Source organism: Streptomyces sp. NRRL S-378, assembly GCF_000720645.1.
GTDB lineage: Bacteria > Actinomycetota > Actinomycetes > Streptomycetales > Streptomycetaceae > Streptomyces.
Genome location: NZ_JOBX01000045.1, coordinates 25,433 through 49,348, shown reverse-complemented (window position 1 = coordinate 49,348; position 23,916 = coordinate 25,433). Strand labels below are relative to the sequence as shown.

Here is a 23,916-nt window from a genome sequence, read left to right as displayed (position 1 = left end):
GCGCCGGCAGCGGCGGGCCGCCCCGCCTCAGTCCCAGTCCCAGGCGATCCCGAGGATGCCGCGGCGCACCGCCTGCTCGACCAGGTGCACCGCCCGGTGCCGGCCGTTCGGCGTCAGGTCCGCCAGGCCGGTGCGCGGGGCGTCCGGCCCGGTCCGGGCGAAGCGCCGGCAGCGCACCGGGAGGGCCGCCTCGTCGAAGCGGACCTGGAGCACGTACTGGCCGCCCGCGTAGCTGAAACCGCGCACGTACTCGTCGCTGCGGGGACCCGTGCCGTCCTCGATGCCGTAGCCGAAGAGGTAGGTGTCCCCGCGCCGCAGCCCGGCGTCGAAGAGCAGCTCGGCGACGACCACCCCGGCCTCCGGATGGCACCGCACCCGGCCCGTGCGGCAGTTCTCGTACGCCGTCACGCGCACCCGGGACACGTCGCAGCCCGGGTCGCCGTGGTGCACGGCGAGGTAGCGGTCGACCCCGTCCCGGTGCGCCCGGACGATCTGCTGCGACTCGCGGACCCGCAGCTCACCCGCCGGGCCGATGCGGACCCGCTCGTGGTGGCCGAGCGAGTGCAGCCCGCCGTCCGGCGGGAGGTCCATCCCGTCGAGCAGCCGCTCCACCGTCCCGCCCCCGCTGAACAGGGCCCGGTACGAGCGGCCCGGCGGCCGTGCGGGGCCGGCTCCGGGCCCCGGGGCGGCCAGCAGCCTGACCAGGGCGCCGTCGGGCAGCTCCAGGATCCGCTCCAGGGCGGTGACGGCCCGCAGTGATTCCGGGTGACGCGGCCTGCGGGCGCCCTGCTGCCAGTAACTGAGGCTGGTCACACCGACCTTGATGCCCTGAGCCGCGAGCCGGTGCTGCACGCGCTGCAGCGGCAGCCCGCGGGCGGCGAGGGCGGCGCGCAGGGCGAGGTGGAAGGGGCCGCCGCGCAGCAGCCGGTTCAGTTCCGCCATGTTCGCCGGATCCGTGGAAGGCCGCATGGCGACTCCTCTGTGAACGTTCACACGCGCCGAGGTGGGGGTCACGGCGGCAGCTCCGGGGGACCAGGTGGAACGACAGCAACCGTTCACACCGCAGTCCCACCGTTCACACTGCAACGTCACCGCGTATTGAAGCGCGTTGACCTGATCGCGACAACTGCCGGATGCTCCTCCACAGCGTCCGGACGCGCTCCTCCACCCCCACTCCCCACCTCGGGAGGAACGCGATGCGCACCAGAAACCGGCGGCTTTCCCCGGCCGCCCTCCTCACCACCGCTCTCACCACCCTGCTCCTCGCCCTGCCCGCCGGCACCGCCACCGCCGTCGATGCCGACGCCGCACCCGCCCTCGCCCTGGCGCAGAAGCGCCTGAACATCACCATGCAGGCACAGCAGAAGACGAACTGGTGCTGGGCCGCGGGCGGCAACACCATCGCCACCTGGTTCGGCCGCACCTACAGCCAGAACCAGTTCTGCAACGCCGCCTTCAACCGCCAGCAGGGCACCGACTGCCCCAACAACCAGGCCACCCTCGGCAACGTCCAGACCGGGCTGCGCTGGGCGGGCATTAACCCCGGCTCCTACGTCACCGGCTGGCTGCAGTACTCCACCGTCCAGACCGAGATCAACGCGAACCGGCCGATCGAGACCCGCATCCAGTGGTCCAACGGCGGCGGCCACATGCACGTCGTCTACGGCTACGACACCGCGAGCAACTGGGTCTACTGGGGCGACCCCTGGCCCTCCAGCGATCGCTACAACTGGGCCTCCCACGCCTGGTACGTCAACAACAACACCTTCTCCTGGACCCACTCCCTCTACCGGATCGGGGCGTGACCGCCATGACCCTGCGCGCTTCGGCCGCCGCGGCCGTCCTCGCCGCAACCGCCCTCCTCGGGCTCGCCCCGCAGGCCGCCTCGGCCCCCGTGCCGCAGCCGCAGGAGGCCACCGCCGAGAACAGGGCCGCCGCCGCGCAGGCGGCCGCCGCCCCCGGCACCCTGGCCACGCTCTCCCGCTTCTTCGCCCGGGAGGGCAGGGTCTCGCTCACCGCCGCGCAGCCCCGCATCGAGGGCGAGGCGATACCGGTCAACCACCTCTCGCCGGACTTCGTCGCGGGCCGGGCGGACGCCTCCGTCGCCCGCCTGGAGTTCCTCGCCAGCCAGGCGGTCTCCTCCGACGGGCAGCGGGCCGCCCTGTGGACCGCCCGTACGGAGACCGGCTGGCAGGTCGTGAACATCGCCACCGGTGACGACGAATTCCGCTATGCACGGCTGGGCGCGGCGAAACTGCCCGGCGGGACCGTGTTCCGGGAACCGCAGATCGACGCCTGGTACGTGGCCGGGGGCGGCCGGGTGCTGCCGCTGGACGACGACGCCGTGCGGGCCGTGGGCGCCGGGGGCACGACGCTGGCCGCCTACCGGGTGCGGGTCGCCGGGGCCTACGGGGACAAGCTCCCCGGGTCCCCCTACGCCGAGCGCGGCGCGGCGGGCGGCTTCGCCGAGGGCTCCGCGGCGGCCGCGCCTGCTGCCGCCGGGGCTGCGGACGTGCCGTGGGCTGCGGGGGCCGGCGCACTGGCGCTCGGGGCGCTGGCTGCGGCTGCCGTCCGGCGCACCCGCCGGGTGGGCGCGCGGGCCTGAGCGGCCCCCCGCAGGGCCCCGCCCCGGCCTCGGGGCCGGGCCCTGCGGGCAAGCTCTCCCCGCCCCGCCCTTTCACCGTTTCCCGGGGCCCCGCCCCGGACGCCACACCTCACAGTGCCCCGGCTACCGCTGGGAGGTACCCCCTGGCGGCGCCGGTTCGCCGGGCGGAGCGCGCGGATCCGCGCGCAGCGCGCCGTACCGTCGGGATCTGCAGGCCGGCCCGGAGGGCTACGGTCCGTTGTCGGTGCGCGCCAGTAGGGTGGTTGGCATGGCCGACCCTTCCAGCTACCGCCCCCCGCCGGGGCAGATCCCCGATTCCCCCGGGGTCTACAGATTCCGCGACGAGCACCGCCGGGTGATCTACGTCGGGAAGGCCAAGAGCCTGCGCCAGCGCCTGGCCAACTACTTCCAGGACGTCGCGGGCCTGCACCCCCGTACCGCCACCATGGTGACCACGGCCGCTTCCGTGGAGTGGACCGTGGTCTCCACCGAGGTCGAGGCGCTCCAGCTGGAGTACTCCTGGATCAAGGAGTACGACCCCCGGTTCAACGTCAAGTACCGGGACGACAAGAGCTACCCCTCCCTCGCCGTCACGCTGAACGAGGAGTACCCGCGGGTCCAGGTCATGCGGGGCCCCAAGAAGAAGGGCGTGCGCTACTTCGGTCCGTACGCCCACGCCTGGGCGATCCGCGAGACCGTCGACCTGATGCTGCGGGTGTTCCCGGTACGGACGTGCTCCGCCGGAGTGTTCAAGCGCTCCGCCCAGATCGGCCGGCCCTGCCTCCTCGGCTACATCGGCAAGTGCTCCGCGCCCTGCGTCGGCCGGGTCACCCCCGGGGAGCACCGCGAACTGGCCGAGGACTTCTGCGACTTCATGGCCGGCCGCACCGGCGCCTACCTCTCCCGGCTGGAGAAGGAGATGCACATCGCGGCCGAGGACATGGAGTACGAGAAGGCCGCGCGGCTGCGCGACGACATCGGGGCGCTGCGCCGCGCCATGGAGAAGAACGCCGTGGTGCTCGCCGACGCCACCGACGCCGACCTGATCGCCGTAGCCGAGGACGAGCTCGAAGCCGCCGTGCAGATCTTCCACGTGCGCGGCGGGCGCGTCCGCGGCCAGCGCGGCTGGGTCACCGACAAGGTCGAGGCCGTCGACACGGCCGGGCTCGTCGAGCACGCCCTCCAGCAGCTCTACGGCGAGGAGCAGGGCGAGGCCGTCCCCAAGGAGGTCCTGGTCCCCGCACTCCCCGAGGACACGCCCGCGCTGGCCCAGTGGCTCGCCGGGCGCCGGGGGTCCCAGGTCAGCCTGCGGATACCGCAGCGCGGCGACAAGAAGGCCCTCATGGAGACCGTCCACCGCAACGCGCAGCAGTCCCTCGCCCTGCACAAGACCAAGCGCGCCGGTGACCTCACCACCCGCTCCCGGGCCCTGGAGGAGATCGCCGAGGCCCTGGAGCTGGACGGCGCACCGCTGCGCATCGAGTGCTTCGACATCTCCCACCTCCAGGGGGACGACGTCGTCGCGTCCATGGTCGTCTTCGAGGACGGCCTGGCCCGCAAGAGCGAGTACCGGCGCTTCCAGATCAAGTCCTTCGAGGGGCAGGACGACGTCCGGTCCATGCACGAGGTGGTCTCCCGGCGCTTCCGCCGCTACCTCCTGGAGAAGTCGAAGACGGGGGAGTGGGACCCCCAGGACGGCGAGGACGGGCCGCCCGAGGACGACGGGAAGCCCAAGCGCTTCGCCTACCCGCCCCAGCTCGTCGTCGTCGACGGCGGGCAGCCGCAGGTGGCCGCCGCCAGGCGGGCCCTGGACGAGCTCGGCATCGACGACGTCGCCGTCTGCGGCCTGGCCAAGCGGCTGGAGGAGGTCTGGCTGCCCGGCGAGGACGACCCCGTCGTCCTGCCCCGCACCAGTGAGGGCCTCTACCTGCTCCAGCGGGTACGTGACGAAGCCCACCGCTTCGCCATCCAGTACCAGCGCAGCAAGCGCGGAAAACGCCTGAAGTCGGGTCCGCTGGACGAGGTGCCGGGCCTCGGCGAGAGCCGCAAACAGGCCCTGGTGAAGCACTTCGGTTCGGTGAAGAAGCTGAGACAGGCGACAATCGACCAGATCTGCGAGGTCCCGGGCATAGGACGGAAGACGGCCGAGACCGTCGCCGCCGCCCTCGCCCGGGCGGTCCCCGCCGGTCCTGCCGTCAACACGGCCACAGGAGAGATCATTGAGGATGAGGATCCCGCGCCGGCGGGAGCATCGTCCGAACGGGGGACCGAGCAATGACCGAGCACGAGACCACGCACGACCGAGACGGAGCACAGGTGAGTACGGGCACGACAGTGGAGCCCGGCGAGACCGCCGAGGCGGCCATCCCCGAGCTGGTGATCATCTCCGGCATGTCCGGGGCCGGCCGCAGCACGGCGGCCAAGTGTCTGGAGGACCTCGGCTGGTTCGTCGTCGACAACCTCCCGCCGGCGCTGATCCCCACCATGGTGGAGCTCGGTGCCCGCTCCCAGGGCAACGTGGCCCGCATCGCGGTCGTCGTCGACGTCCGCGGCCGCCAGTTCTTCGACGCGCTGCGCGAGTCCCTCGCCGACCTCGACAGCAAGGGCGTCACCCGCCGCATCGTCTTCCTGGAGTCCTCCGACGACGCGCTGGTCCGTCGCTTCGAGTCGGTCCGCCGCCCGCACCCCCTCCAGGGTGACGGGCGCATCACCGACGGCATCGCCGCCGAGCGCGACCTCCTGCGCGAGCTGCGCGGCGACGCCGACCTGGTGATCGACACCTCCAGCCTCAACGTGCACGAGCTGCGCGCCAAGATGGACGCCCAGTTCGCCGGGGACGAGGAGCCCGAGCTGCGGGCCACCGTCATGTCCTTCGGCTTCAAGTACGGCCTCCCCGTCGACGCCGACCTCGTCGTCGACTGCCGCTTCATCCCGAACCCGCACTGGGTCCCGGAGCTGCGCCCCTTCACCGGGCTCAACGAGGAGGTGTCGGGGTACGTCTTCAGCCAGCCCGGCGCCAAGGAGTTCCTCGACCGTTACACCGAGCTGCTCCAGCTCATCGCCACCGGCTACCGCCGCGAGGGCAAGCGGTACGTGACCATCGCGGTCGGGTGCACGGGCGGCAAGCACCGCAGCGTGGCCATGTCCGAGAAGCTCGCCGCCCGCCTCGCCTCCGAGGGAGTCGAGACCGTCGTCGTACACCGGGACATGGGGCGCGAGTGACCGCACGGACCCCGCGGCTGAGCCGCCTGCGCCGCCTCACCCCGGGACGGGGAGAGGAAGGCGCGGGCCGCTCCGGCCGCCGGAGGGGCGCCACGCCCAAGGTGGTCGCGCTCGGCGGCGGCCAGGGCCTGTCGGCCTCCCTCGCCGCCCTGCGCCGGATCACCGGTGACCTCACCGCCGTGGTCACCGTCGCCGACGACGGCGGCTCCAGCGGACGGCTCCGGGAGGAGCTCGACGTGCTGCCGCCCGGCGACCTGCGCAAGGCGCTGGCAGCGCTGTGCGGTGACGACGACTGGGGCCAGACCTGGGCACGGGTCATCCAGCACCGCTTCCAGTCCGAGGGCGACCTGCACGGGCACGCCGTCGGCAACCTGCTGATCGTCGCCCTCTGGGAACAGCTCGGCGACCCCGTCCAGGCCCTCGACCTGGTGGGCCGACTGCTGGGCGCCCACGGCCGGGTGCTGCCCATGTCCGCGGTGCCCCTGGAGCTCCAGGCCCTGGTCAGGGGTCACGACCCGGCCCGCCCCGAGGACGTCGACACCGTCCGCGGGCAGGCCACGGTGGCGCTGACCCCCGGCGAGGTGCTGTCCGTGCAGGTCGTGCCGAGCGCCCCGCCGGCCGTGCCGGAGGCCGTCGCGGCCGTCCTGGACGCCGACTGGGTGGTACTGGGCCCCGGATCGTGGTTCTCGTCCGTGATCCCGCACCTGCTGGTGCCGGAACTGCTGGACGCGCTGATGGAGACGAAGGCCCGGCGGGTCCTCTCGCTGAACCTCGCGCCGCAGCCCGGCGAAACAGAGGGCTTCTCTCCGCAGCGTCATTTGGAGGTTTTGGCCCGACACGCCCCTAAACTCGCCCTGGACGTGGTGCTGGCCGACGAGGCCGCCGTGCCCGACCGCGAGTCCCTCGCCGATGCCGCCAAACGGTTCGGTGCCGCGGTCGAACTGGCCCCCGTGGCCAGGCAGGACGGCTCACCGAAGCACGACCCGGAGCTGCTGGCCGCCGCGTACGACCGTATTTTTCGGATGCATGGAAGGATCGGCCCATGGCGATGACGCCTGCGGTGAAGGACGAGATCTCCCGCCTGCCCGTCACCCGGACCTGCTGCAGGAAGGCGGAGGTCTCGGCGATCCTTCGGTTCGCGGGCGGGCTGCACCTGGTGAGCGGCCGCATCGTCATCGAGGCGGAGCTGGACACCGGGATCGCCGCCAGACGTCTGCGCAAGGACATCCTGGAGATCTTCGGCCACTCCTCGGACCTCGTCGTGATGGCGCCCGGCGGACTGCGCCGCGGCAGCCGCTACGTGGTCCGCGTCGTGGCCGGCGGTGACCAGCTGGCGCGCCAGACGGGCCTCGTGGACGGCCGCGGACGCCCCATCCGGGGCCTTCCCCCGCAGGTGGTCTCCGGGGCCACCTGTGACGCGGAGGCGGCGTGGCGCGGCGCCTTCCTGGCCCACGGCTCGCTCACGGAGCCGGGCCGGTCCTCCTCCCTGGAGGTCACCTGCCCCGGCCCGGAGGCCGCCCTGGCCCTGGTGGGCGCCGCCCGCAGGCTCTCGATCGCCGCGAAGGCGCGCGAGGTGCGCGGCGTGGACCGGGTCGTGGTCCGCGACGGCGACGCCATCGGCGCCCTGCTGACCCGGCTCGGCGCGCACGAGTCGGTGCTGGCCTGGGAGGAGCGGCGGATGCGGCGCGAGGTACGCGCCACCGCCAACCGCCTCGCCAACTTCGACGACGCCAACCTGCGCCGCTCGGCGCGGGCCGCCGTGGCCGCCGGAGCCCGAGTGCAGCGCGCGCTGGAGATCCTCGGCGAGGAGGTTCCCGAGCACCTCGCCGCGGCCGGCCGGCTGCGCATGGAGCACAAGCAGGCTTCCCTGGAGGAGCTGGGCGCGCTCGCCGATCCGCCGCTGACCAAGGACGCCGTCGCCGGCCGGATCCGGCGCCTGCTCGCGATGGCCGACAAGCGGGCCCAGGACCTCGGCATCCCGGGCACCGAGTCGAACCTCGACCTCAGCGAGGAGATGGCCGACAACATGGCCGGATAGGCCGGAGCCCGCTCCTCGGCTACGTCAGAAGGGGCCCGCGCGATCACTCGTGCGGGCCCCTTTGCGGCATGCCCCATTGACATGAGCATGGGCCGGTCTTGAGTCTGGCGTCCGAACCTTTCGTGGCAGACGACGCCCAGGGGGGCACATGAGTCACCGCGCGAGAGTCATCCTCGCCGCAAGCGCACTCGTCTTCGGAACCACGCTCGCCGCACTGCCCGCGGCGGCCCAGGCCCAGCCCGGCACCGCCGCCGCATCCGGCGCCGATGAGGTACGGGTCTACGACGCCGACATCACCCGGGAACAGGTGCCGCTCGTCCTCGCGGCCGGCCAGGACGCCCACGAGCTCACCGAGCGCGCCCCGGAGACCGGGACCGCCCGGGTCGAGCTCTTCCTCACCGCAGCCCAGGCCGGCGACCTCGCAGCCCAGGGCGTCGAACTCGCCGAGCGCAAGGTCACGGCCCAGGGCCTGGCCCGCGCCGAGGCGGCCGGCGACGGCGTGTTCCGCCCGTACAGCGGCAAGGGCGGCCTCCAGGAGGAGATCCTGCGCACGGCCCGGGAGCACCCGGCGCTCACCAAGGTCGTCTCCATCGGCAAGACCGTCCAGGGCAAGGACATCCTCGCCCTCAAGGTCAGCAAGGACGCCAAGAAGACCAGGGACGGCGCCAAGCCCTCCGTGCTGTACATGTCCAACCAGCACGCCCGCGAGTGGATCACCCCCGAGATGACCCGGCGGCTGATGCACCACACGCTCGACAACTACGGCAAGGACCGGCGGATCACCGGCCTGGTGGACTCCAGCGAGCTGTGGTTCCTGCTCAGCGCCAACCCCGACGGCTACGACCACACGCACGCCGCCGACGGCCAGCGGCTGTGGCGCAAGAACCTGCGCGACAACAACGGCGACGGGAGGATCACCGCCGGCGACGGCGTCGACCTCAACCGCAACTTCGCCTACAAGTGGGGCTACGACAACGAGGGCTCCTCGCCGAACCAGGCCAGTGAGACCTACCGCGGCCCCCGGGCCTCCTCCGAGCCCGAGACCGTCGCCCTCGACGCCTTCGAGAAGCGCATCGGCTTCGAGTACGCCATCAACTACCACTCAGCCGCCGAGCTGATCCTCTACGGCGTGGGCTGGCAGGTGGCCACCCCCACGCCCGACGACGTGGCCTACAAGGCCCTCGCCGGCACCCCCGAGAACCCGGCCGTGCCCGGCTACTACCCCCAGGTGTCCTCCGAGCTGTACACCACCAACGGCGAGGCCGACGGTCACGGCGCCAACGTCAACGGCATCATGATGTTCACGCCGGAGATGACCACCTGCCAGACCGCCGCGGCGAGCGACCCGGACGACCGGTGGAAGCCCGAGGACTGCGCCTCCGGCTTCAACTTCCCGGACGACGAGAAGCTCATCCAGGCGGAGTTCGCCAAGAACGTCCCCTTCGCCCTCGCGGTCGGCGAGAGCGCCGCCCGCCCGGACCGCCCGGCGTCCCCGGTCGGCCTGACCGCGGCCGACTTCACCCTCGACCCCTTCACCACCTCCTACGCGGCCCGCGGACAGGACCAGGAGGTCGCCGTCACGGCCCGCAAGGCGCTGAAGGACAAGGAGCTCAACTACCGCATCAACGGCGGCCGCACGCACGACGAGGACCTCGAGGCCTGGAAGGGCGGCGACGTCTACGGCGGCGAGGACAACAACTGGTTCGACGAGTACCGGGCCGAGGTCGAGGGCGCGAAACCGGGCGACGAGGTCGAGGTCTGGTTCACCGGCCGCGACCGCTCCGGCCGGCAGGTCTCCAGCGAGCACTTCACGTACACGGTGGCCGAGCGGCCGCGCGCGGACGTCCTGGTGATCGCCGAGGAGGGGGCCGCCGCCCAGCACGCACAGACGTACGTCGACGCGCTGCGCGCCAACGGCCGGTCCGCCGCGGTCTGGGACGTCGCCGTCCGGGGCGTCCCGCACCACCTCGGAGTCCTCTCCCACTTCGGCACGGCCGTCCACTACACGGGAGGCAAGTCGCCCGGCGGGGAAACGCAGTTGGCGGTCCGCGACTTCCTGAACGAGGGCGGCAGGCTGATCGAGGCCGGAGAGCTGGCGGGCGGCAACGCCCAGGTCGGCCGCGCCGTGACCAACGACTTCAGCCAGTACTGGCTCGGCGCCTACGGCCGCAGCAGCGCCCCCGGGGCCACCGGCTTCGCCGGCACCGGCGCGCTGCAGGGGGCGCAGGGCGGCCTCGGTGACGCCGCGGGCAACCCGCTCAACGCCCCCGGCTCCTACACCGTGACCTCCGAGACCCTGGCGCCCGCGCAGTTCCCGCAGTTCAAGAGCGCGCAGGCGGGCCGGTACACCGGCGTCACGAACCCGTACGCCCCCTACGCCGGCACCGGGATGGCCTCGGCCCTCCACGCCGACAGCGACTGGAAGCGGCTCGTCCGCACCATCGACCTCACCGGCGTGACCGCCGCCGACCGGCCGAAGCTGAAGCTCGCCCTCAACTGGAACACCGAGGAGGGCTACGACCACGCCGCGCTGGAGGCCCGCACGGCCGGCGGCGACGACTGGACCATGCTGCCGGAGGCGGGCGGTCTGAGCAGCCCGGCCGTTCCGGAGGAGTGCGCGGCCGGGTTCTTCATCAACGGCCACCCGTTCCTGCGCCGCTACCTCACCCTGGACGCCGCCGGCTGCAGCCCGCACGGCACCAGCGGCCAGTGGAACACCTTCACCGGGTCCTCCGGCGGCTGGAAGCAGGTCTCCTTCGACCTGAGTGCCTACGCGGGCAGGTCCGTCGAGCTCTCCCTCTCCTCCATCACCGACCCCGGCTCGGGCGGACGCGGCGTCTTCGCGGACGAGGTGCGCCTGTCGACCGCCGGCGGGGAGCAGGCGGTCGAGGGGTTCGAGACCTCCCTCGGCGCCTGGACCGCCCAGGGCGCGCCCGCCGGAAGTCCCGACGTCCCGGGCGACTGGTCCCGGACAGAAGAGCTCTTCCGCTCCTATGCCTCGGTGACCACGCGTGACACCGTACTTCTGGGCTTCGGCCTGGAACACCTGCCCGCGGCGGCGGACCGCGCCCTACTCGTCGGTAAGGCGCTCCGCTCGCTCAACCGCTGATCAGCGCCACGCTCGTTGCTCACCCACAGTGACCGGGACCCAGGTCCCCGGGGCCCGCGCCGGTGCGTCCGGAGCGGGCCTCTGCAAGGACGGCCCCCGCGAAGTGGGGGGAGTGTCAGGCCTCGACCGATGTCACCCAAAAGCTCACGGAGAGGTAGGGTCGTAAGCGGTCGGGGACATCCCATTTCAGCTCGCCGGCGCTCTCACCGGCGCACCAACGAGGAGATCGGTTCGTGACGATCCGCGTAGGCATCAACGGTTTTGGCCGCATTGGCCGCAACTATTTCCGGGCCCTCCTGGAGCAGGGAGCGGACATCGAGATCGTCGGTGTCAACGACCTGACTGACAACGCCACCCTGGTGCACCTTCTCAAGTACGACACCATCCTCGGCCGCCTCAAGGCCGAGGTGTCCCACACCGACGACACCATCACCGTCGGCGGCAACACCTTCAAGACCTTCGCCGAGCGCGACCCCGCGAACCTCCCCTGGGGCGAACTGGGCGCCGACATCGTCATCGAGTCGACCGGCATCTTCACGAAGAAGGCCGACGCCGCCAAGCACCTCGCGGCCGGCGCGAAGAAGGTCCTCATCTCGGCCCCGGCCAAGGACGAGGACATCACGATCGTGATGGGCGTCAACCAGGACAAGTACGACGCGGCCAACCACCACGTCATCTCCAACGCGTCCTGCACCACGAACTGCGTGGCGCCGATGGCCAAGGTCCTCGACGAGAACTTCGGCATCGTCAAGGGCATGATGACGACGGTCCACGCGTACACGAACGACCAGCGCATCCTGGACTTCCCGCACTCGGACCTGCGCCGCGCCCGCGCCGCCGCCGAGAACATCATCCCGACCTCCACCGGTGCCGCCAAGGCCACCGCGCTGGTCCTGCCGCAGCTCAAGGGCAAGCTGGACGGCATCGCGATGCGCGTCCCGGTCCCCACCGGCTCGGTGACGGACCTCGTGCTGGAGCTCGACCGCGAGGTCACCAAGGACGAGATCAACGCCGCCTTCCAGAAGGCCTCCGAGGGCCAGCTGAAGGGCATCCTCGACTACACCGAGGACGCGATCGTCTCCTCCGACATCGTGAACTGGCCGGCTTCCTGCACCTTCGACTCCTCCCTGACCATGGTCCTGGGCAAGCAGGTCAAGGTCGTCGGCTGGTACGACAACGAGTGGGGCTACTCCAACCGCCTCGTGGACCTGACGGTCTTCGTCGGCGGCCAGCTCTGAGTTCCAGGGCTGACACCACGATGTGAAGCACAGGGTCCGGGCCGCGCGACGATGCGCAGCTCGGACCCTGTAGCTTGCCAGTCGTTCTTCGCCCCCGACACGGGCGCCCAAAGGAGTCAGAAACACATGAAGACGATCGACGAACTGCTCGCCGAAGGCGTCAAGGGCAAGCGGGTCTTCGTCCGCGCGGACCTGAACGTTCCGCTCGCCGAGGGCACCATCACCGACGACGGCCGCATCCGCGCCGTCCAGCCCACGATCGCGAAGCTCGCGGAAGCCGGCGCCCGCGTCGTCGTGGCCTCGCACCTCGGCCGCCCCAAGGGCGCTCCGGAGCCGGCCTTCTCGCTCGCGCCGGCGGCCGCGCGCCTCGGTGAACTGCTGGGTGCGGACGTCGCGTTCGCCACCGACACCGTCGGCTCCTCCGCCAAGGAGACCGTCGCGGCCCTCACCGACGGCCAGGTCGCCGTGATCGAGAACCTCCGCTTCAACGCCGGCGAGACCTCGAAGGACGACGCCGAGCGCGGCGCCTTCGCGGACCAGCTGGCGGAGCTCGCCGACGTCTACGTCGGCGACGGCTTCGGCGCCGTCCACCGCAAGCACGCCTCGGTCTTCGACCTGCCCGCGCGGCTCCCGCACGCGGTCGGCCAGCTCATCGCCACCGAGGTCGGCGTCCTGAAGAAGCTGACGGACGAGGTCAAGCGCCCCTACGTCGTGGTCCTGGGCGGCGCCAAGGTCTCCGACAAGCTCGCCGTCATCGACGAGCTCCTCGGCAAGGCCGACCGTCTGCTGATCGGCGGCGGCATGGCCTACACCTTCCTCTACGCCAAGGGATACGAGGTCGGCATCTCCCTGCTCCAGAAGGACCAGGTCGACAAGGTCAAGGAGTACATGCGGCGTGCCGAGGAGACCGGCGTCGAGCTGGTCCTCCCCGTCGACGTCCTGGCCTCGACCGACTTCCCGGACCTGAAGACCAAGGCCCCGGCCGTCTTCGGGACCGTCGACGCGGACAAGATCCCCGCCGACAAGGAGGGTCTGGACATCGGTCCGAAGACCCGCGAGCTGTACGCCTCGAAGATCGCCGACGCGGCGACCGTCTTCTGGAACGGTCCCGTGGGCGTCTTCGAGCACCCCGACTACGCCGGCGGCACCCGCGCGATCGCGCAGGCCCTCGTCGACTCCAGCGCCTTCACCGTCGTCGGCGGTGGCGACTCGGCTGCGGCCGTGCGCACGCTGGGCTTCGACGAGAACGCTTTCGGCCACATTTCCACCGGTGGTGGCGCCTCCCTCGAGTACCTCGAGGGCAAGACGCTCCCCGGCCTCGCCGCCCTGGAGGGCTGACCCGCATGACCACCCGCACCCCGCTCATGGCGGGCAACTGGAAGATGAACCTCAACCACCTCGAGGCCATCGCCCACGTCCAGAAGCTCGCCTTCGCGCTCGCCGACAAGGACTACGACGCCGTCGAGGTCGCGGTCCTGCCGCCCTTCGTCGACCTGCGCTCCGTCCAGACCCTGGTCGACGGCGACAAGCTGAAGATCAAGTACGGCGCCCAGGACATCTCCGCGCACGACTCCGGCGCCTACACCGGCGAGATCTCCGGGCCGATGCTGTCGAAGCTGAAGTGCACGTACGTGGCCGTCGGCCACAGCGAGCGCCGCCAGTACCACGGCGAGACCGACGAGATCTGCAACGCCAAGGTCAAGGCCGCCTTCAAGCACGGGATCACCCCGATCCTGTGCGTCGGCGAGGGTCTGGACATCCGCAAGGCCGGCCAGCAGGTCCCGTACACGCTCGCCCAGCTCGACGGCGGGCTCAAGGACGTCCCGGCCGAGCAGGTCGAGTCCATCGTGATCGCCTACGAGCCCGTCTGGGCCATCGGGACCGGCGAGGTCGCCACCCCCGAGGACGCCCAGGAGGTCTGCGGGGCGATCCGCGGCCGCCTGGCCGAGCTGTACTCGCAGGAGCTGGCCGACAAGGTCCGCATCCAGTACGGCGGCTCCGTGAAGTCCGGGAACATCGCGGCGATCATGGCCCAGCCCGACGTCGACGGCGCCCTGATCGGCGGCGCGGCGCTCGACGCGGACGAGTTCGTCAAGATCGTCCGCTTCCGCGACCAGTGAGTATGCGGTAGGGCCGATCCGTCGTACCCTTGCGGGGGCCAGGGGCTGAACCACCAGCCACTGGCCCCCGCGCACATCCCGCAAGCCGGAAAGCCTGAAAAGCCAGAAAGTAGGAATCAGCCGTGATTATGGGGTTCTCGATCGCCCTGATCGTCTTCAGCGCCCTGCTGATGCTGCTCGTGCTGATGCACAAGGGCAAGGGCGGCGGCCTCTCCGACATGTTCGGCGGCGGCATGCAGTCGTCGGTCGGCGGTTCCTCCGTCGCGGAGCGGAACCTGGACCGCATCACCGTCGTGGTGGGTCTGCTCTGGTTCGCGTGCATCGTCGCGCTCGGCCTGGTGATGAAGTCGGGCAGCTGACCGTTCTCGCCATTCCGGCAGTCCGGTCGGCACCGCCCGGCCTATCATGAGGCTGGCGTTCACGACGTGGAATCAGTAACTCCGCTCACTGGACGTGCGTTGGGCCTTACGTAGACTTGGGCGCTCCGCGGCGGAATTTCCACTCACACTCCGCGGCACCTTCACGCAGGGAGTTACGACCGTGGCAAGTGGCAACGCGATCCGTGGTAGCCGGGTCGGAGCGGGGCCGATGGGTGAGGCAGAGCGTGGCGAGTCCGCGCCCCGCCTGCGCATCTCCTTCTGGTGCTCGAACGGGCACGAGACGCAGCCGAGCTTCGCCAGCGACGCGCAGGTGCCGGACACCTGGGACTGTCCGCGCTGCGGGTTCCCGGCCGGCCAGGACCGGGACAACCCGCCCGCACCGCCGCGCACCGAGCCGTACAAGACGCACCTGGCGTACGTGCGTGAACGGCGCTCGGACGCCGACGGCGAGGCGATCCTCGCCGAGGCCCTCGCCAAGCTGCGCGGCGAGATCTGACACCGCCCGGGCGACGGGGACGTGAGGCCCGGCCCCGCAGGAACCTCTCCTGCGGGGCCGGGCCTCTTTGTGTGCGTTGCGCCGCTTGTGATCCCTTAAGTTGGTGAACGGCGGGGCACGACAGGACGGAAGAAACGGGTTGATGTCCGAGATGAACGCAGAGAGCAGGACGAAGCTCAACCGGACGCCGCAGTGGCTGGCACTCGGCAAGCACCGGGAGGAGTTCGGGCACACGCACCTGCGGCAGCTGTTCGAGGAGAACCCCGGCCGCGGCGCCGGCTACACCCTGCAGGTCGGGGACCTGCACATCGACTACTCCAAGCACCTCGTCACCGACGAGACGCTGGAGCTGCTGCGCGAACTGGCCGAGGCCACGGGCGTGGCCGAGCTGCGCGAGGCCATGTTCCGCGGCGAGAAGATCAACACGACCGAGGACCGGGCGGTCCTGCACACCGCGCTGCGGGCACCGGCGGACACCGTCGTCGAGGTGGACGGCGAGGACGTCGTCCCCGGCGTGCACGCGGTCCTGGACAAGATGGCGGCCTTCTCCGAGCAGATCCGGTCGGGGAAGTGGACCGGCTTCACCGGCAAGCGCATCAAGAACGTCGTCAACATCGGCATCGGCGGCTCCGACCTGGGTCCCGCGATGGCCTACGAGGCCCTGCGCGCCTTCGCCGACCGCGACCTGACCGTGCGCTTCGTGTCCAACGTCGACGGTGCGGACCTGCACGAGGCCGTGCGCGACCTGGACCCCTCCGAGACGCTGTTCATCATCGCCTCCAAGACCTTCACCACCATCGAGACCATCACCAACGCCACGTCGGCGCGCGGCTGGCTGCTCGCGGGACTGGGCGGCGACCAGGCCGCCGTGGCACGGCACTTCGTCGCGCTGTCGACCAACGCCGAGAAGGTCACCGAGTTCGGCATCGATCCGGCCAACATGTTCGGGTTCTGGGACTGGGTCGGCGGGCGGTACTCCTTCGACTCCGCCATCGGGCTCTCCCTGATGATCGCGATCGGTCCGGGCGCCTTCCGTGACCTGCTGGCCGGCTTCCACCTGATGGACCAGCACTTCCGCACGGCGCCCCCCGAGGAGAACGCCCCGCTCCTGATGGGCCTGTTGGGCATCTGGTACGGCGCCTTCTTCGACGCGCAGTCGCACGCGGTGCTCCCGTACAGCCACTACCTCTCGCGTTTCACCGCGTACTTGCAGCAGCTGGACATGGAGTCCAACGGCAAGTCCGTGGACCGCGACGGCAATCCGGTGGAGTGGCAGACCGGGCCGGTGGTGTGGGGCACGCCCGGCACCAACGGCCAGCACGCCTACTACCAGCTGATCCACCAGGGGACGAAGGTGATCCCCGCGGACTTCATCGGCTTCGCGAACCCGGTGGCCGAGCTGGAAGCGGCCCCGGCCGCCCAGCACGACCTGCTGATGGCCAACTTCTTCGCGCAGACCCAGGCCCTGGCCTTCGGCAAGACCGCCGACGAGGTCCGCGCGGAGGGGGCGCCGGAGTCGCTCGTCCCGCACAAGACCTTCCACGGCAACCACCCGACGACCACCATCCTGGCCACGGAGCTCAGTCCCGGCGTGCTGGGCCAGCTGATCGCGCTGTACGAGCACAAGGTGTTCGTCCAGGGCGCCGTGTGGAACATCGACTCCTTCGACCAGTGGGGCGTCGAGCTCGGCAAGGTGCTCGCCAAGCGCGTCGAGCCCGCCCTGACCGAGGGCGCGGACGTGCCCGGACTGGACGCCTCGACGAAGGCCCTGGTCGACACCTACCGCAAGCTGCGCGGCCGCAGCTGACGTACGCGCGAAGGGCCCGCTCTCCCGTGGGAGGGCGGGCCCTTCGTATCGGCCGGCGTCGGGCGGAGTGTCAGGAGGAGGCCGGGGGGTACATCCCGGACGGCAGCTTGGCCGCCGCCGCGCGGTCCAGCAGCCAGAGGGTGCGTGAGCGCCCGTACGCCTCCGCGGCCGGCGCCTGCACCCCGCCGGCCCCGCCGAGGGCGATGGAGACCGCTCCGGCCTTGTCCTCGCCGGCCGCCAGCAGCCAGACCTCGCGGGCCGCCCGGATGGCCGGGAGGGTCAGCGAGATCCGGGTGGGCGGGGGCTTCGGTGCGCCGTGCACGCCGACCACCGTGCGGTCGGTCTCCCGGGCCGCCGGGTGCTCGGGGAAGAGCGAGGCCACGTGCGTGTCCGGGCCGACGCCCAGCATGAGCACGTCGAAGGTGGGCACCGGACCGTGGTCCTCCGGCCCGGCCGCCTGTGCCAGCTCGGCCGCGTAGGCGGCGGCCGCCGCGTCCACGTCGGCGCCGTACGGGCCGTCCGAGGCCGGCATGGCGTGCACGCGGGCGGGGTCGACCGGGACGGAGTCCAGGAGGGCCTGCCGGGCCTGCGTGTGATTGCGCTCGGGGTCGTCGGCGGGCACGTACCGCTCGTCGCCCCACCACAGGTCGAGCCGTTGCCAGTCGACCGCGTCACGGGCCGGGGCGGTGGCCAGTGCGGCGAGGAGGCCGTTGCCGTTGCGCCCGCCCGTGAGGACCACGGACGCGCTGCCGCGGGCCGTCTGGGCGTCCACGATCTTCGTGATGAGCCGGGCCGCGGTGGCCTGGGCCATCAGTTCCTTGTCCCGGTGGACGACGACCTGAGGAGTCGTCATACCCATGTGCTGCCGCCTTCGTGGGTTCTGGGGTGAGGTGGACGCCGCTGCGCGGAGCCGTTCCCCTGCCCCGCCCCTTCCCGAAACCGGGGCCGAGCCCCGGGAAACGGCGGAAGAGCGGGACGGGGAGGGCTCCGCGCGGCGGCATCCCGTTACTTGGCCGGGGCCTTCTTCGCCGGCTTGGCGGCCGGCTTCGAGGGCTCGGCCTTGGCCGCGGTGGCAGCCTCGGCCTTGGCGGGAGCCTCCGGCTCCGGAGCCGGCGAAGCGGCCGCCAGTTGGGACACCCCGTACTTCAGCGAAGCCTCGTAGGTGTTGTCCGGGTCCAGCCGACGCAGCTCCTCCGCCAGGAGCTCGGCCGTGTCGCGGCGCTTGAGCGCCACGTTCCGGTCGGGCTGTCCCGGCATGCACAGCGTGGCCAGCCCGCCGTCCGCCCGGTTCAGGACGATGTCGCCGTCCTTGGTCGCCAGGCGTACGGCCGTCAGGCCCGGCCCCGCCGACAGCGTGCGGCGGACGGGGACCTGGAGCCGGTCCGCCAGCCACATGGCCAGCAGTTCACAGCTCGGGTTGTCGCCCTCGCCCTCCACGGTCGCCGAGACGACCGTCAGGGTCTGCTGGTCCAGTGCCGCCGCCAGCATGGAGCGCCACGGGGTGATCCGGGTCCACGACAGGTCCGTGTCCCCGGGGGCGTACGCCCCGGCCCGGGAGCCGAGCGTCCCGACCGGGTCCTCGCAGGAGTACGTGTCCGTGATGCGGCGCTGCCCGAGCGCACCCAGCGGATCGCCCGCAAGGTCCGTGGGAGCACCGTCCGGCCACCAGACGACCACAGGCGCATCCGGAAGGAGCAGCGGGAGAACCACCGACTGGGCGTGGTCGACCAGTTCGCCGTGAAGGCGCAGCACGACCGTCTCGCCGCTGCCCGCGTCCGCCCCGACGCGGATTTCCGCGTCGAGCCGGGCGTCACGGCGGCTGCGGGGCGAGCGGCTGGCCCGCTTGATGACGACGACGATCCGCGAGGGGTGTTCGTGGGACGCGTCGTTCGCCGACTTGAGCGCGTCGTACGCGTTCTCCTCGTCGGTCACGATCACCAGCGTGAGGACCATGCCGACGGCCGGCGTGCCGATGTCACGGCGCGCCTGCACCATCGCGGCGTTGATCTTGCTGGAGTTGGTCTCCGTGAGGTCGATCTTCATGGCCGGCGCCAGCTCCGTCCGTCTCGTGCGAGCATCTCGTCCGCCTCGACCGGCCCCCAGGTGCCCGCCGGGTACTGCGCGGGCTTGCCGTGCTTGTCCCAGTACTCCTCGATCGGGTCGAGGATGTTCCAGGACAGTTCGACCTCCTGGTGGCGCGGGAAGAGGTTCGCGTCGCCGAGGAGCACGTCGAGGATGAGCCGCTCGTACGCCTCGGGGCTCGACTCCGTGAAGGACTCGCCGTAGGCGAAGTCCATCGTGACGTCCCGGACCTCCATGGAGGTGCCCGGAACCTTGGACCCGAAGCGGACGGTCACGCCCTCGTCCGGCTGGACCCGGATGACCAGGGCGTTCTGCCCGAGCTCCTCGGTCGCGCCCGACTCGAAGGGCAGGTAGGGGGCCCGCTTGAAGACCACCGCGATCTCCGTCACCCGGCGGCCCAGGCGCTTGCCCGTCCGCAGGTAGAAGGGGACGCCCGCCCAGCGGCGGTTGTTGATCTCCAGGCGGATGGCCGCGTAGGTGTCGGTCTTCGACTTGGGGTCGATGCCGTCCTCTTCGAGGTACCCGACGACCTTCTCGCCGCCCTGCCACGCCGCCGCGTACTGGCCGCGCACGGTGTGCTTGCCCAGGTCCTCCGGCAGCTGCACCGCCGTCAGCACCTTGAGCTTCTCCGCCACCAGCGCCTTGGGGTGGAAGGAGCCGGGCTCCTCCATCGCGGTCAGCGCGAGCAGCTGGAGCAGGTGGTTCTGGATGACGTCACGGGCCGCGCCGATGCCGTCGTAGTAGCCCGCCCGGCCGCCGATGCCGATGTCCTCGGCCATGGTGATCTGCACGTGGTCGACGTAGGACCGGTTCCAGATCGGCTCGAACATCGTGTTGGCGAAACGGAGCGCCAGGATGTTCTGGACGGTCTCCTTGCCGAGGTAGTGGTCGATGCGGAAGACCTCGTCACGCGGGAAGACCTCGTGGACGACCTTGTTGAGCTCCTCGGCGCTCTTCAGGTCGTGGCCGAAGGGCTTCTCGATGACGGCGCGCCGCCAGGAGCCCTCCTTCTGCGCCAGACCGTGGTCCTTGAGCTGCTGGACCACCTTGGGGAAGAACTTCGGCGGGACGGACAGGTAGAAGGCGAAGTTGCCCCCCGTGCCCTGCGCCTTGTCGAGCTCGTCGATCGTCGCCTTGAGCGTCTCGAAGGCGGCGTCGTCGTCGAAGTCGCCCTGGACGAAGCGGCAGCCCTGGACGAGCTGCTGCCAGACCTCTTCACGGAAGGGGGTGCGCGAGTGCTCCTTGACCGCCTCGTACACCTCCTGGGCGAAGTCCTCGTGCTCCCACTCCCGGCGGGCGAAGCCGATCAGGGAGAAGCCCGGCGGCAGCAGGCCGCGGTTGGCCAGGTCGTAGACGGCAGGCATCAGCTTCTTGCGCGACAGGTCACCCGTAACGCCGAAAATGACCAGGCCGGACGGCCCCGCGATGCGCGGGAGCCGCCGGTCCTGTGCGTCACGAAGCGGGTTCGCTCCGTTTACAGACAAGGTGTTCAGGCCTCCGTGGGGGCGAGGCGCTGGAGCTCCGCCTCGGTCGACTTCAGCAGGTCGTTCCAGGACGCCTCGAACTTCTCGACGCCCTCGTCTTCCAGCAGCTGAACGACATCGTCGTACGAGATGCCCAGCTTCGCGACCGCATCGAGCTCGGCGCGGGCCTGCTCGTAGGTGCCGCGCACGGTGTCACCCGTGATCGAACCGTGGTCGGCGGTGGCCTCCAGGGTGGCCTCCGGCATGGTGTTCACCGTGTTCGGGGCGACCAGGTCGTCCACGTACAGGGTGTCCTTGTACGCCGGGTCCTTGACGCCCGTCGAGGCCCACAGCGCACGCTGCTTGTTGGCTCCGGAGCGCTCCAGGGCGGTCCAGCGGTCCGAGGAGAAGACCTCCTCGTAGGCCTCGTAGGCCAGGCGGGCGTTGGCGAGCGCCGCCTTGCCCTTGAGGGCCTTCGCCTCGTCGGTGCCGACGGCGTCCAGGCGCTTGTCGATCTCGGTGTCCACGCGGGACACGAAGAAGGAGGCGACGGAGTGGATCAGGGAGAGGTCCAGGCCGGCGGCCTTGGCCTTCTCCAGACCCGCCAGGTACGCGTCCATGACCTCGCGGTAGCGCTCCAGCGAGAAGATCAGCGTGACGTTGACGCTGATGCCCTTGCCGATGACCTCGGTGATCGCCGGCAGGCCGGCCTTCGTAGCCGGGATCTTGATGAGCGTGTTCGGCCGGTCCACCAGCCAGGCGAGCTGCTTGGCCTCGGCGATCGTCGCCGTCGTCTGGTGGGCCAGACGGGGGTCGACCTCGATGGACACGCGGCCGTCCTGGCCGTCGGTGCGGTCGTAGACCGGGCGCAGGATGTCGGCGGCGTCCCTGACGTCCGCCGTCGTGATCATGCGGAGGGCCTCGTCCACGGTGACCTTGCGGGCCGCGAGGTCGGTGAGCTGCTGCTCGTAGCCCTCGCCGCTGCTGATCGCCTTCTGGAAGATCGCCGGGTTGGTGGTGACACCGACCACGTGCGACTGGTCGATGAGCTCGGCCAGGTTGCCGGACGTGATGCGCTTGCGGGACAGGTCGTCCAGCCAGATCGCCACGCCTTCGTCGGAGAGGCGCTTGAGTGCGTCTGTCATGGGAATTGCATCTCCTACTGGTGTAGTACGGGCATCAGCGCGCGGCAGCGGCGAGGGAGTCGCGGGCGGCGGCGGCGACGGCCTCCGGCGTGAACCCGAACTCGCGGAACAGCACCTTCGCGTCGGCCGAGGCACCGAAGTGCTCCAGCGACACGATCCGGCCCGCGTCGCCGACGTAGCGGTGCCAGGTCAGGCCGATGCCCGCCTCGACCGCGACCCGGGCCTTGACGGAGGGCGGCAGGACGCTGTCCTTGTACGCCTGGTCCTGCTCCTCGAACCACTCGACGGACGGCATCGAGACCACACGGGTCGGGATGCCGGCGGCCTGCAGCTGCTCGCGCGCCTCGACGGCCACGTGGACCTCGGAACCGGTGCCGATGAGGACGACCTGGGCGTCGCCGCCCTCGGCCTCGAACAGCACGTAGCCGCCCTTGACGGTGTTCTCGTTGGCCTCGTAGGTCGGTACGCCCTGGCGGGTGAGGGCCAGACCGTGCGGGGTGCCCTTGCCGAAGACCTTGGTGTGACGCTTGAGGATCTCGCGCCAGGCGATCGCGGTCTCGTTCGCGTCGGCCGGCCGGACGACGGTCAGGCCCGGGATGGCGCGCAGCGAGGCGAGGTGCTCGACCGGCTGGTGGGTCGGACCGTCCTCGCCGAGGCCGATGGAGTCGTGCGTCCACACGTAGGTCACCGGCAGGTGCATCAGGGCGGACAGGCGCACGGCGTTGCGCATGTAATCGGAGAACACCAGGAAGGTGCCGCCGTAGATACGTGTGTGGCCGTGCAGTGCGATGCCGTTCATGGTCGCGGCCATGGCGTGCTCGCGGATGCCGAAGTGGATGGTGCGGCCGTACGGGTCGGCCTCCGGCAGCGGGTTGCCCACCGGCAGGAACGAGGAGTCCTTGTCGATGGTGGTGTTGTTGGAGCCGGCCAGGTCGGCCGAGCCGCCCCACAGCTCCGGGATGACCGCGCCGAGGGCCTGCAGGACCTTGCCGGAGGCGGCGCGGGTGGCGACGCCCTTGCCGGCCTCGAACACGGGGAGCTGGTCCTCCCAGCCCGCGGGCAGCTCGTTGGCGTTGATGCGGTCGAACTCGGCGGCGCGCTCCGGGTTGGCGGTGCGCCAGGCGGAGAAGTCCTTCTCCCACGCGGCCTTGGCCTCGCGGCCCCGGTCCAGCGCCTTGCGGGTGTGGGCGATGACCTCGTCGGCGACCTCGAAGGTCTGCTCCGGGTCGAAGCCGAGCACGCGCTTGGTGGCCGCGACCTCGTCGCCGCCGAGTGCCGAGCCGTGGGCGGCCTCGGTGTTCTGTGCGTGCGGGGCGGGCCAGGCGATGATCGAGCGGGCCGCGATGAAGGACGGGCGGTCCGTGACGGCCTTCGCGGCCTGGAGCGCGGCGAACAGCGCCTTCGGGTCGAGGTCGCCGTTCTCCTGCTGCTCGACGCGCTGGACGTGCCAGCCGTACGCCTCGTAGCGCTTCATGGTGTCCTCGGAGACGGCCGTCTCCGTGTCACCCTCGATGGAGATGTGGTTGTCGTCCCACAGCAGGACGAGGTTGCCCAGCTTCTGGTGGCCGGCCAGGGCGGACGCCTCGTGGGAGATGCCCTCCTGGAGGCAGCCGTCGCCCGCGATCGCGTAGACCATGTGGTCGAACGGGGAGGTGCCGGGGGCGGCCTGCGGGTCGAAGAGGCCGCGCTCGTAGCGGGCGGCCATGGCCATGCCCACCGCGTTGGCCACGCCCTGGCCCAGCGGGCCGGTGGTGGTCTCGACGCCGGCGGTGTGGCCGTACTCCGGGTGGCCGGGGGTCTTGGAGCCCCAGGTGCGGAAGGACTTCAGGTCGTCCAGTTCGAGCCCGAACCCGCCCAGGTACAGCTGGGTGTAGAGGGTCAGGGACGAGTGCCCCGCGGAGAGTACGAAACGGTCGCGACCCACCCACTCGGGGTCCGCCGGGTCGTGCCGCATGACCTTCTGGAAGAGGGTGTACGCGGCGGGGGCGAGGCTCATCGCCGTCCCGGGGTGGCCGTTTCCGACCTTCTGGACCGCGTCAGCGGCCAGGATGCGGGCGGTGTCGACGGCCCGCTGGTCCAGTTCGGTCCACTCGAGCTCTGTGGTGGTCGGCTTGGTGCTCACCGTGGGTCAGGGCTCCTCTCCACATGTTCGTATCCCGGTGACGAACGGTGCACCGGCGGTTCCGAGCCTACCCCCGCAACGGCGTGCAG

Annotated in this window: 19 protein-coding genes; 13 read left to right on the top strand and 6 right to left on the bottom strand. The window is 71.2% G+C overall.

Annotation, left to right across the window (positions count from 1 at the left end; all coding sequences use genetic code 11):
- Positions 1 to 27 precede the first annotated feature (27 nt).
- Positions 28 to 969, bottom strand: a complete 942-nt coding sequence (locus IH80_RS0127140; protein WP_030963987.1) for a hypothetical protein — start codon at positions 967 to 969, stop codon at positions 28 to 30.
- 227 nt (positions 970 to 1,196) lie between these two features.
- Between IH80_RS0127140 and IH80_RS0127135 the strand changes: the two genes are divergently transcribed.
- The 13 genes from IH80_RS0127135 to pgi all read left to right on the top strand — a co-directional run bounded on the left by IH80_RS0127135 (position 1,197) and on the right by pgi (position 17,015).
- Positions 1,197 to 1,805, top strand: coding sequence for a papain-like cysteine protease family protein (locus IH80_RS0127135; protein ID WP_030963986.1), 609 nt, complete (start codon positions 1,197 to 1,199; stop codon positions 1,803 to 1,805).
- A 5-nt stretch (positions 1,806 to 1,810) separates the two neighbouring features.
- Entirely contained in the window at positions 1,811 to 2,605 is a 795-nt protein-coding gene (locus IH80_RS0127130) for a hypothetical protein (protein ID WP_037881227.1), read from the top strand.
- A gap of 268 nt (positions 2,606 to 2,873) precedes the next feature.
- The gene (gene uvrC, locus IH80_RS0127125) at positions 2,874 to 4,883 is read left to right on the top strand and encodes an excinuclease ABC subunit UvrC (protein ID WP_030963983.1); all 2,010 of its coding nucleotides are present in this window, start codon (positions 2,874 to 2,876) and stop codon (positions 4,881 to 4,883) included.
- Positions 4,880 to 5,827 (top strand): RNase adapter RapZ, encoded by a 948-nt coding sequence (gene rapZ / locus IH80_RS0127120; protein ID WP_051809984.1) that lies wholly within the window; start codon positions 4,880 to 4,882, stop codon positions 5,825 to 5,827. The genes uvrC and rapZ overlap by 4 nt, the downstream gene beginning before the upstream one ends.
- Positions 5,824 to 6,879 carry a gluconeogenesis factor YvcK family protein gene (locus IH80_RS0127115; RefSeq protein WP_030963981.1) on the top strand — a complete coding sequence of 352 codons (1,056 nt, stop codon included), beginning with the start codon at positions 5,824 to 5,826 and terminating at the stop codon, positions 6,877 to 6,879. Before rapZ ends, IH80_RS0127115 begins: the two co-directional genes overlap by 4 nt.
- Positions 6,870 to 7,865, top strand: a complete 996-nt coding sequence (whiA, locus tag IH80_RS0127110; protein ID WP_030009075.1) for a DNA-binding protein WhiA — start codon at positions 6,870 to 6,872, stop codon at positions 7,863 to 7,865. Before IH80_RS0127115 ends, whiA begins: the two co-directional genes overlap by 10 nt.
- A gap of 148 nt (positions 7,866 to 8,013) precedes the next feature.
- Entirely contained in the window at positions 8,014 to 10,974 is a 2,961-nt protein-coding gene (locus tag IH80_RS0127105) for a M14 family metallopeptidase (protein ID WP_030963980.1), read from the top strand.
- 233 nt (positions 10,975 to 11,207) lie between these two features.
- Positions 11,208 to 12,212 carry a type I glyceraldehyde-3-phosphate dehydrogenase gene (gap, locus tag IH80_RS0127100; RefSeq protein WP_030963978.1) on the top strand — a complete coding sequence of 335 codons (1,005 nt, stop codon included), beginning with the start codon at positions 11,208 to 11,210 and terminating at the stop codon, positions 12,210 to 12,212.
- A gap of 126 nt (positions 12,213 to 12,338) precedes the next feature.
- Positions 12,339 to 13,550, top strand: a complete 1,212-nt coding sequence (locus IH80_RS0127095) for a phosphoglycerate kinase (RefSeq protein WP_030963977.1) — start codon at positions 12,339 to 12,341, stop codon at positions 13,548 to 13,550.
- A gap of 5 nt (positions 13,551 to 13,555) precedes the next feature.
- Entirely contained in the window at positions 13,556 to 14,332 is a 777-nt protein-coding gene (tpiA, locus tag IH80_RS0127090) for a triose-phosphate isomerase (RefSeq protein ID WP_030963976.1), read from the top strand.
- Between the two features lie 128 nt (positions 14,333 to 14,460).
- Positions 14,461 to 14,691 carry a preprotein translocase subunit SecG gene (gene secG / locus IH80_RS0127085; RefSeq protein ID WP_030831296.1) on the top strand — a complete coding sequence of 77 codons (231 nt, stop codon included), beginning with the start codon at positions 14,461 to 14,463 and terminating at the stop codon, positions 14,689 to 14,691.
- 181 nt (positions 14,692 to 14,872) lie between these two features.
- Complete coding sequence (locus IH80_RS0127080; protein WP_010352468.1) at positions 14,873 to 15,208, top strand: RNA polymerase-binding protein RbpA; 336 nt, start codon at positions 14,873 to 14,875, stop codon at positions 15,206 to 15,208.
- Positions 15,209 to 15,359: 151 nt separating this feature from the next.
- Complete coding sequence (pgi, locus tag IH80_RS0127075) at positions 15,360 to 17,015, top strand: glucose-6-phosphate isomerase (RefSeq protein ID WP_030963975.1); 1,656 nt, start codon at positions 15,360 to 15,362, stop codon at positions 17,013 to 17,015.
- Positions 17,016 to 17,085: 70 nt separating this feature from the next.
- On the opposite strand, the gene pgl is transcribed toward pgi, so the two are convergent.
- From pgl to tkt, 5 genes are all read right to left on the bottom strand, one after another.
- A complete protein-coding gene (gene pgl / locus IH80_RS0127070; protein WP_030963974.1) occupies positions 17,086 to 17,868 on the bottom strand; it encodes a 6-phosphogluconolactonase in 783 nt (260 codons plus the stop codon).
- A 152-nt stretch (positions 17,869 to 18,020) separates the two neighbouring features.
- Positions 18,021 to 19,058, bottom strand: a complete 1,038-nt coding sequence (gene opcA / locus IH80_RS0127065; RefSeq protein ID WP_030963973.1) for a glucose-6-phosphate dehydrogenase assembly protein OpcA — start codon at positions 19,056 to 19,058, stop codon at positions 18,021 to 18,023.
- On the bottom strand, positions 19,055 to 20,581 hold the full coding sequence (gene zwf / locus IH80_RS0127060; RefSeq protein WP_030766695.1) for a glucose-6-phosphate dehydrogenase: 1,527 nt from the start codon (positions 20,579 to 20,581) through the stop codon (positions 19,055 to 19,057). Before zwf ends, opcA begins: the two co-directional genes overlap by 4 nt.
- Before the next feature lie 5 nt (positions 20,582 to 20,586).
- The gene (gene tal / locus IH80_RS0127055; RefSeq protein ID WP_030963971.1) at positions 20,587 to 21,705 is read right to left on the bottom strand and encodes a transaldolase; all 1,119 of its coding nucleotides are present in this window, start codon (positions 21,703 to 21,705) and stop codon (positions 20,587 to 20,589) included.
- 34 nt (positions 21,706 to 21,739) lie between these two features.
- Positions 21,740 to 23,827, bottom strand: a complete 2,088-nt coding sequence (tkt, locus tag IH80_RS0127050; RefSeq protein ID WP_030963970.1) for a transketolase — start codon at positions 23,825 to 23,827, stop codon at positions 21,740 to 21,742.
- Between the last annotated feature and the right edge of the window lie 89 nt (positions 23,828 to 23,916).

Bases quoted from the DNA above. Each gene is read 5' to 3' on its own strand.
- IH80_RS0127140 (WP_030963987.1), bottom strand. From the start codon at position 969: ATGCGGCCTTCCACGGATCCGGCGAACATGGCGGAACTGAACCGGCTG.
- IH80_RS0127135 (WP_030963986.1), top strand. From the start codon at position 1,197: ATGCGCACCAGAAACCGGCGGCTTTCCCCGGCCGCCCTCCTCACCACC.
- IH80_RS0127130 (WP_037881227.1), top strand. From the start codon at position 1,811: ATGACCCTGCGCGCTTCGGCCGCCGCGGCCGTCCTCGCCGCAACCGCC.
- uvrC (WP_030963983.1), top strand. From the start codon at position 2,874: ATGGCCGACCCTTCCAGCTACCGCCCCCCGCCGGGGCAGATCCCCGAT.
- rapZ (WP_051809984.1), top strand. From the start codon at position 4,880: ATGACCGAGCACGAGACCACGCACGACCGAGACGGAGCACAGGTGAGT.
- whiA (WP_030009075.1), top strand. From the start codon at position 6,870: ATGGCGATGACGCCTGCGGTGAAGGACGAGATCTCCCGCCTGCCCGTC.
- IH80_RS0127105 (WP_030963980.1), top strand. From the start codon at position 8,014: ATGAGTCACCGCGCGAGAGTCATCCTCGCCGCAAGCGCACTCGTCTTC.
- IH80_RS0127095 (WP_030963977.1), top strand. From the start codon at position 12,339: ATGAAGACGATCGACGAACTGCTCGCCGAAGGCGTCAAGGGCAAGCGG.
- tpiA (WP_030963976.1), top strand. From the start codon at position 13,556: ATGACCACCCGCACCCCGCTCATGGCGGGCAACTGGAAGATGAACCTC.
- secG (WP_030831296.1), top strand. From the start codon at position 14,461: ATGGGGTTCTCGATCGCCCTGATCGTCTTCAGCGCCCTGCTGATGCTG.
- pgi (WP_030963975.1), top strand. From the start codon at position 15,360: ATGAACGCAGAGAGCAGGACGAAGCTCAACCGGACGCCGCAGTGGCTG.
- pgl (WP_030963974.1), bottom strand. From the start codon at position 17,868: ATGACGACTCCTCAGGTCGTCGTCCACCGGGACAAGGAACTGATGGCC.
- opcA (WP_030963973.1), bottom strand. From the start codon at position 19,058: ATGAAGATCGACCTCACGGAGACCAACTCCAGCAAGATCAACGCCGCG.
- tal (WP_030963971.1), bottom strand. From the start codon at position 21,705: ATGACAGACGCACTCAAGCGCCTCTCCGACGAAGGCGTGGCGATCTGG.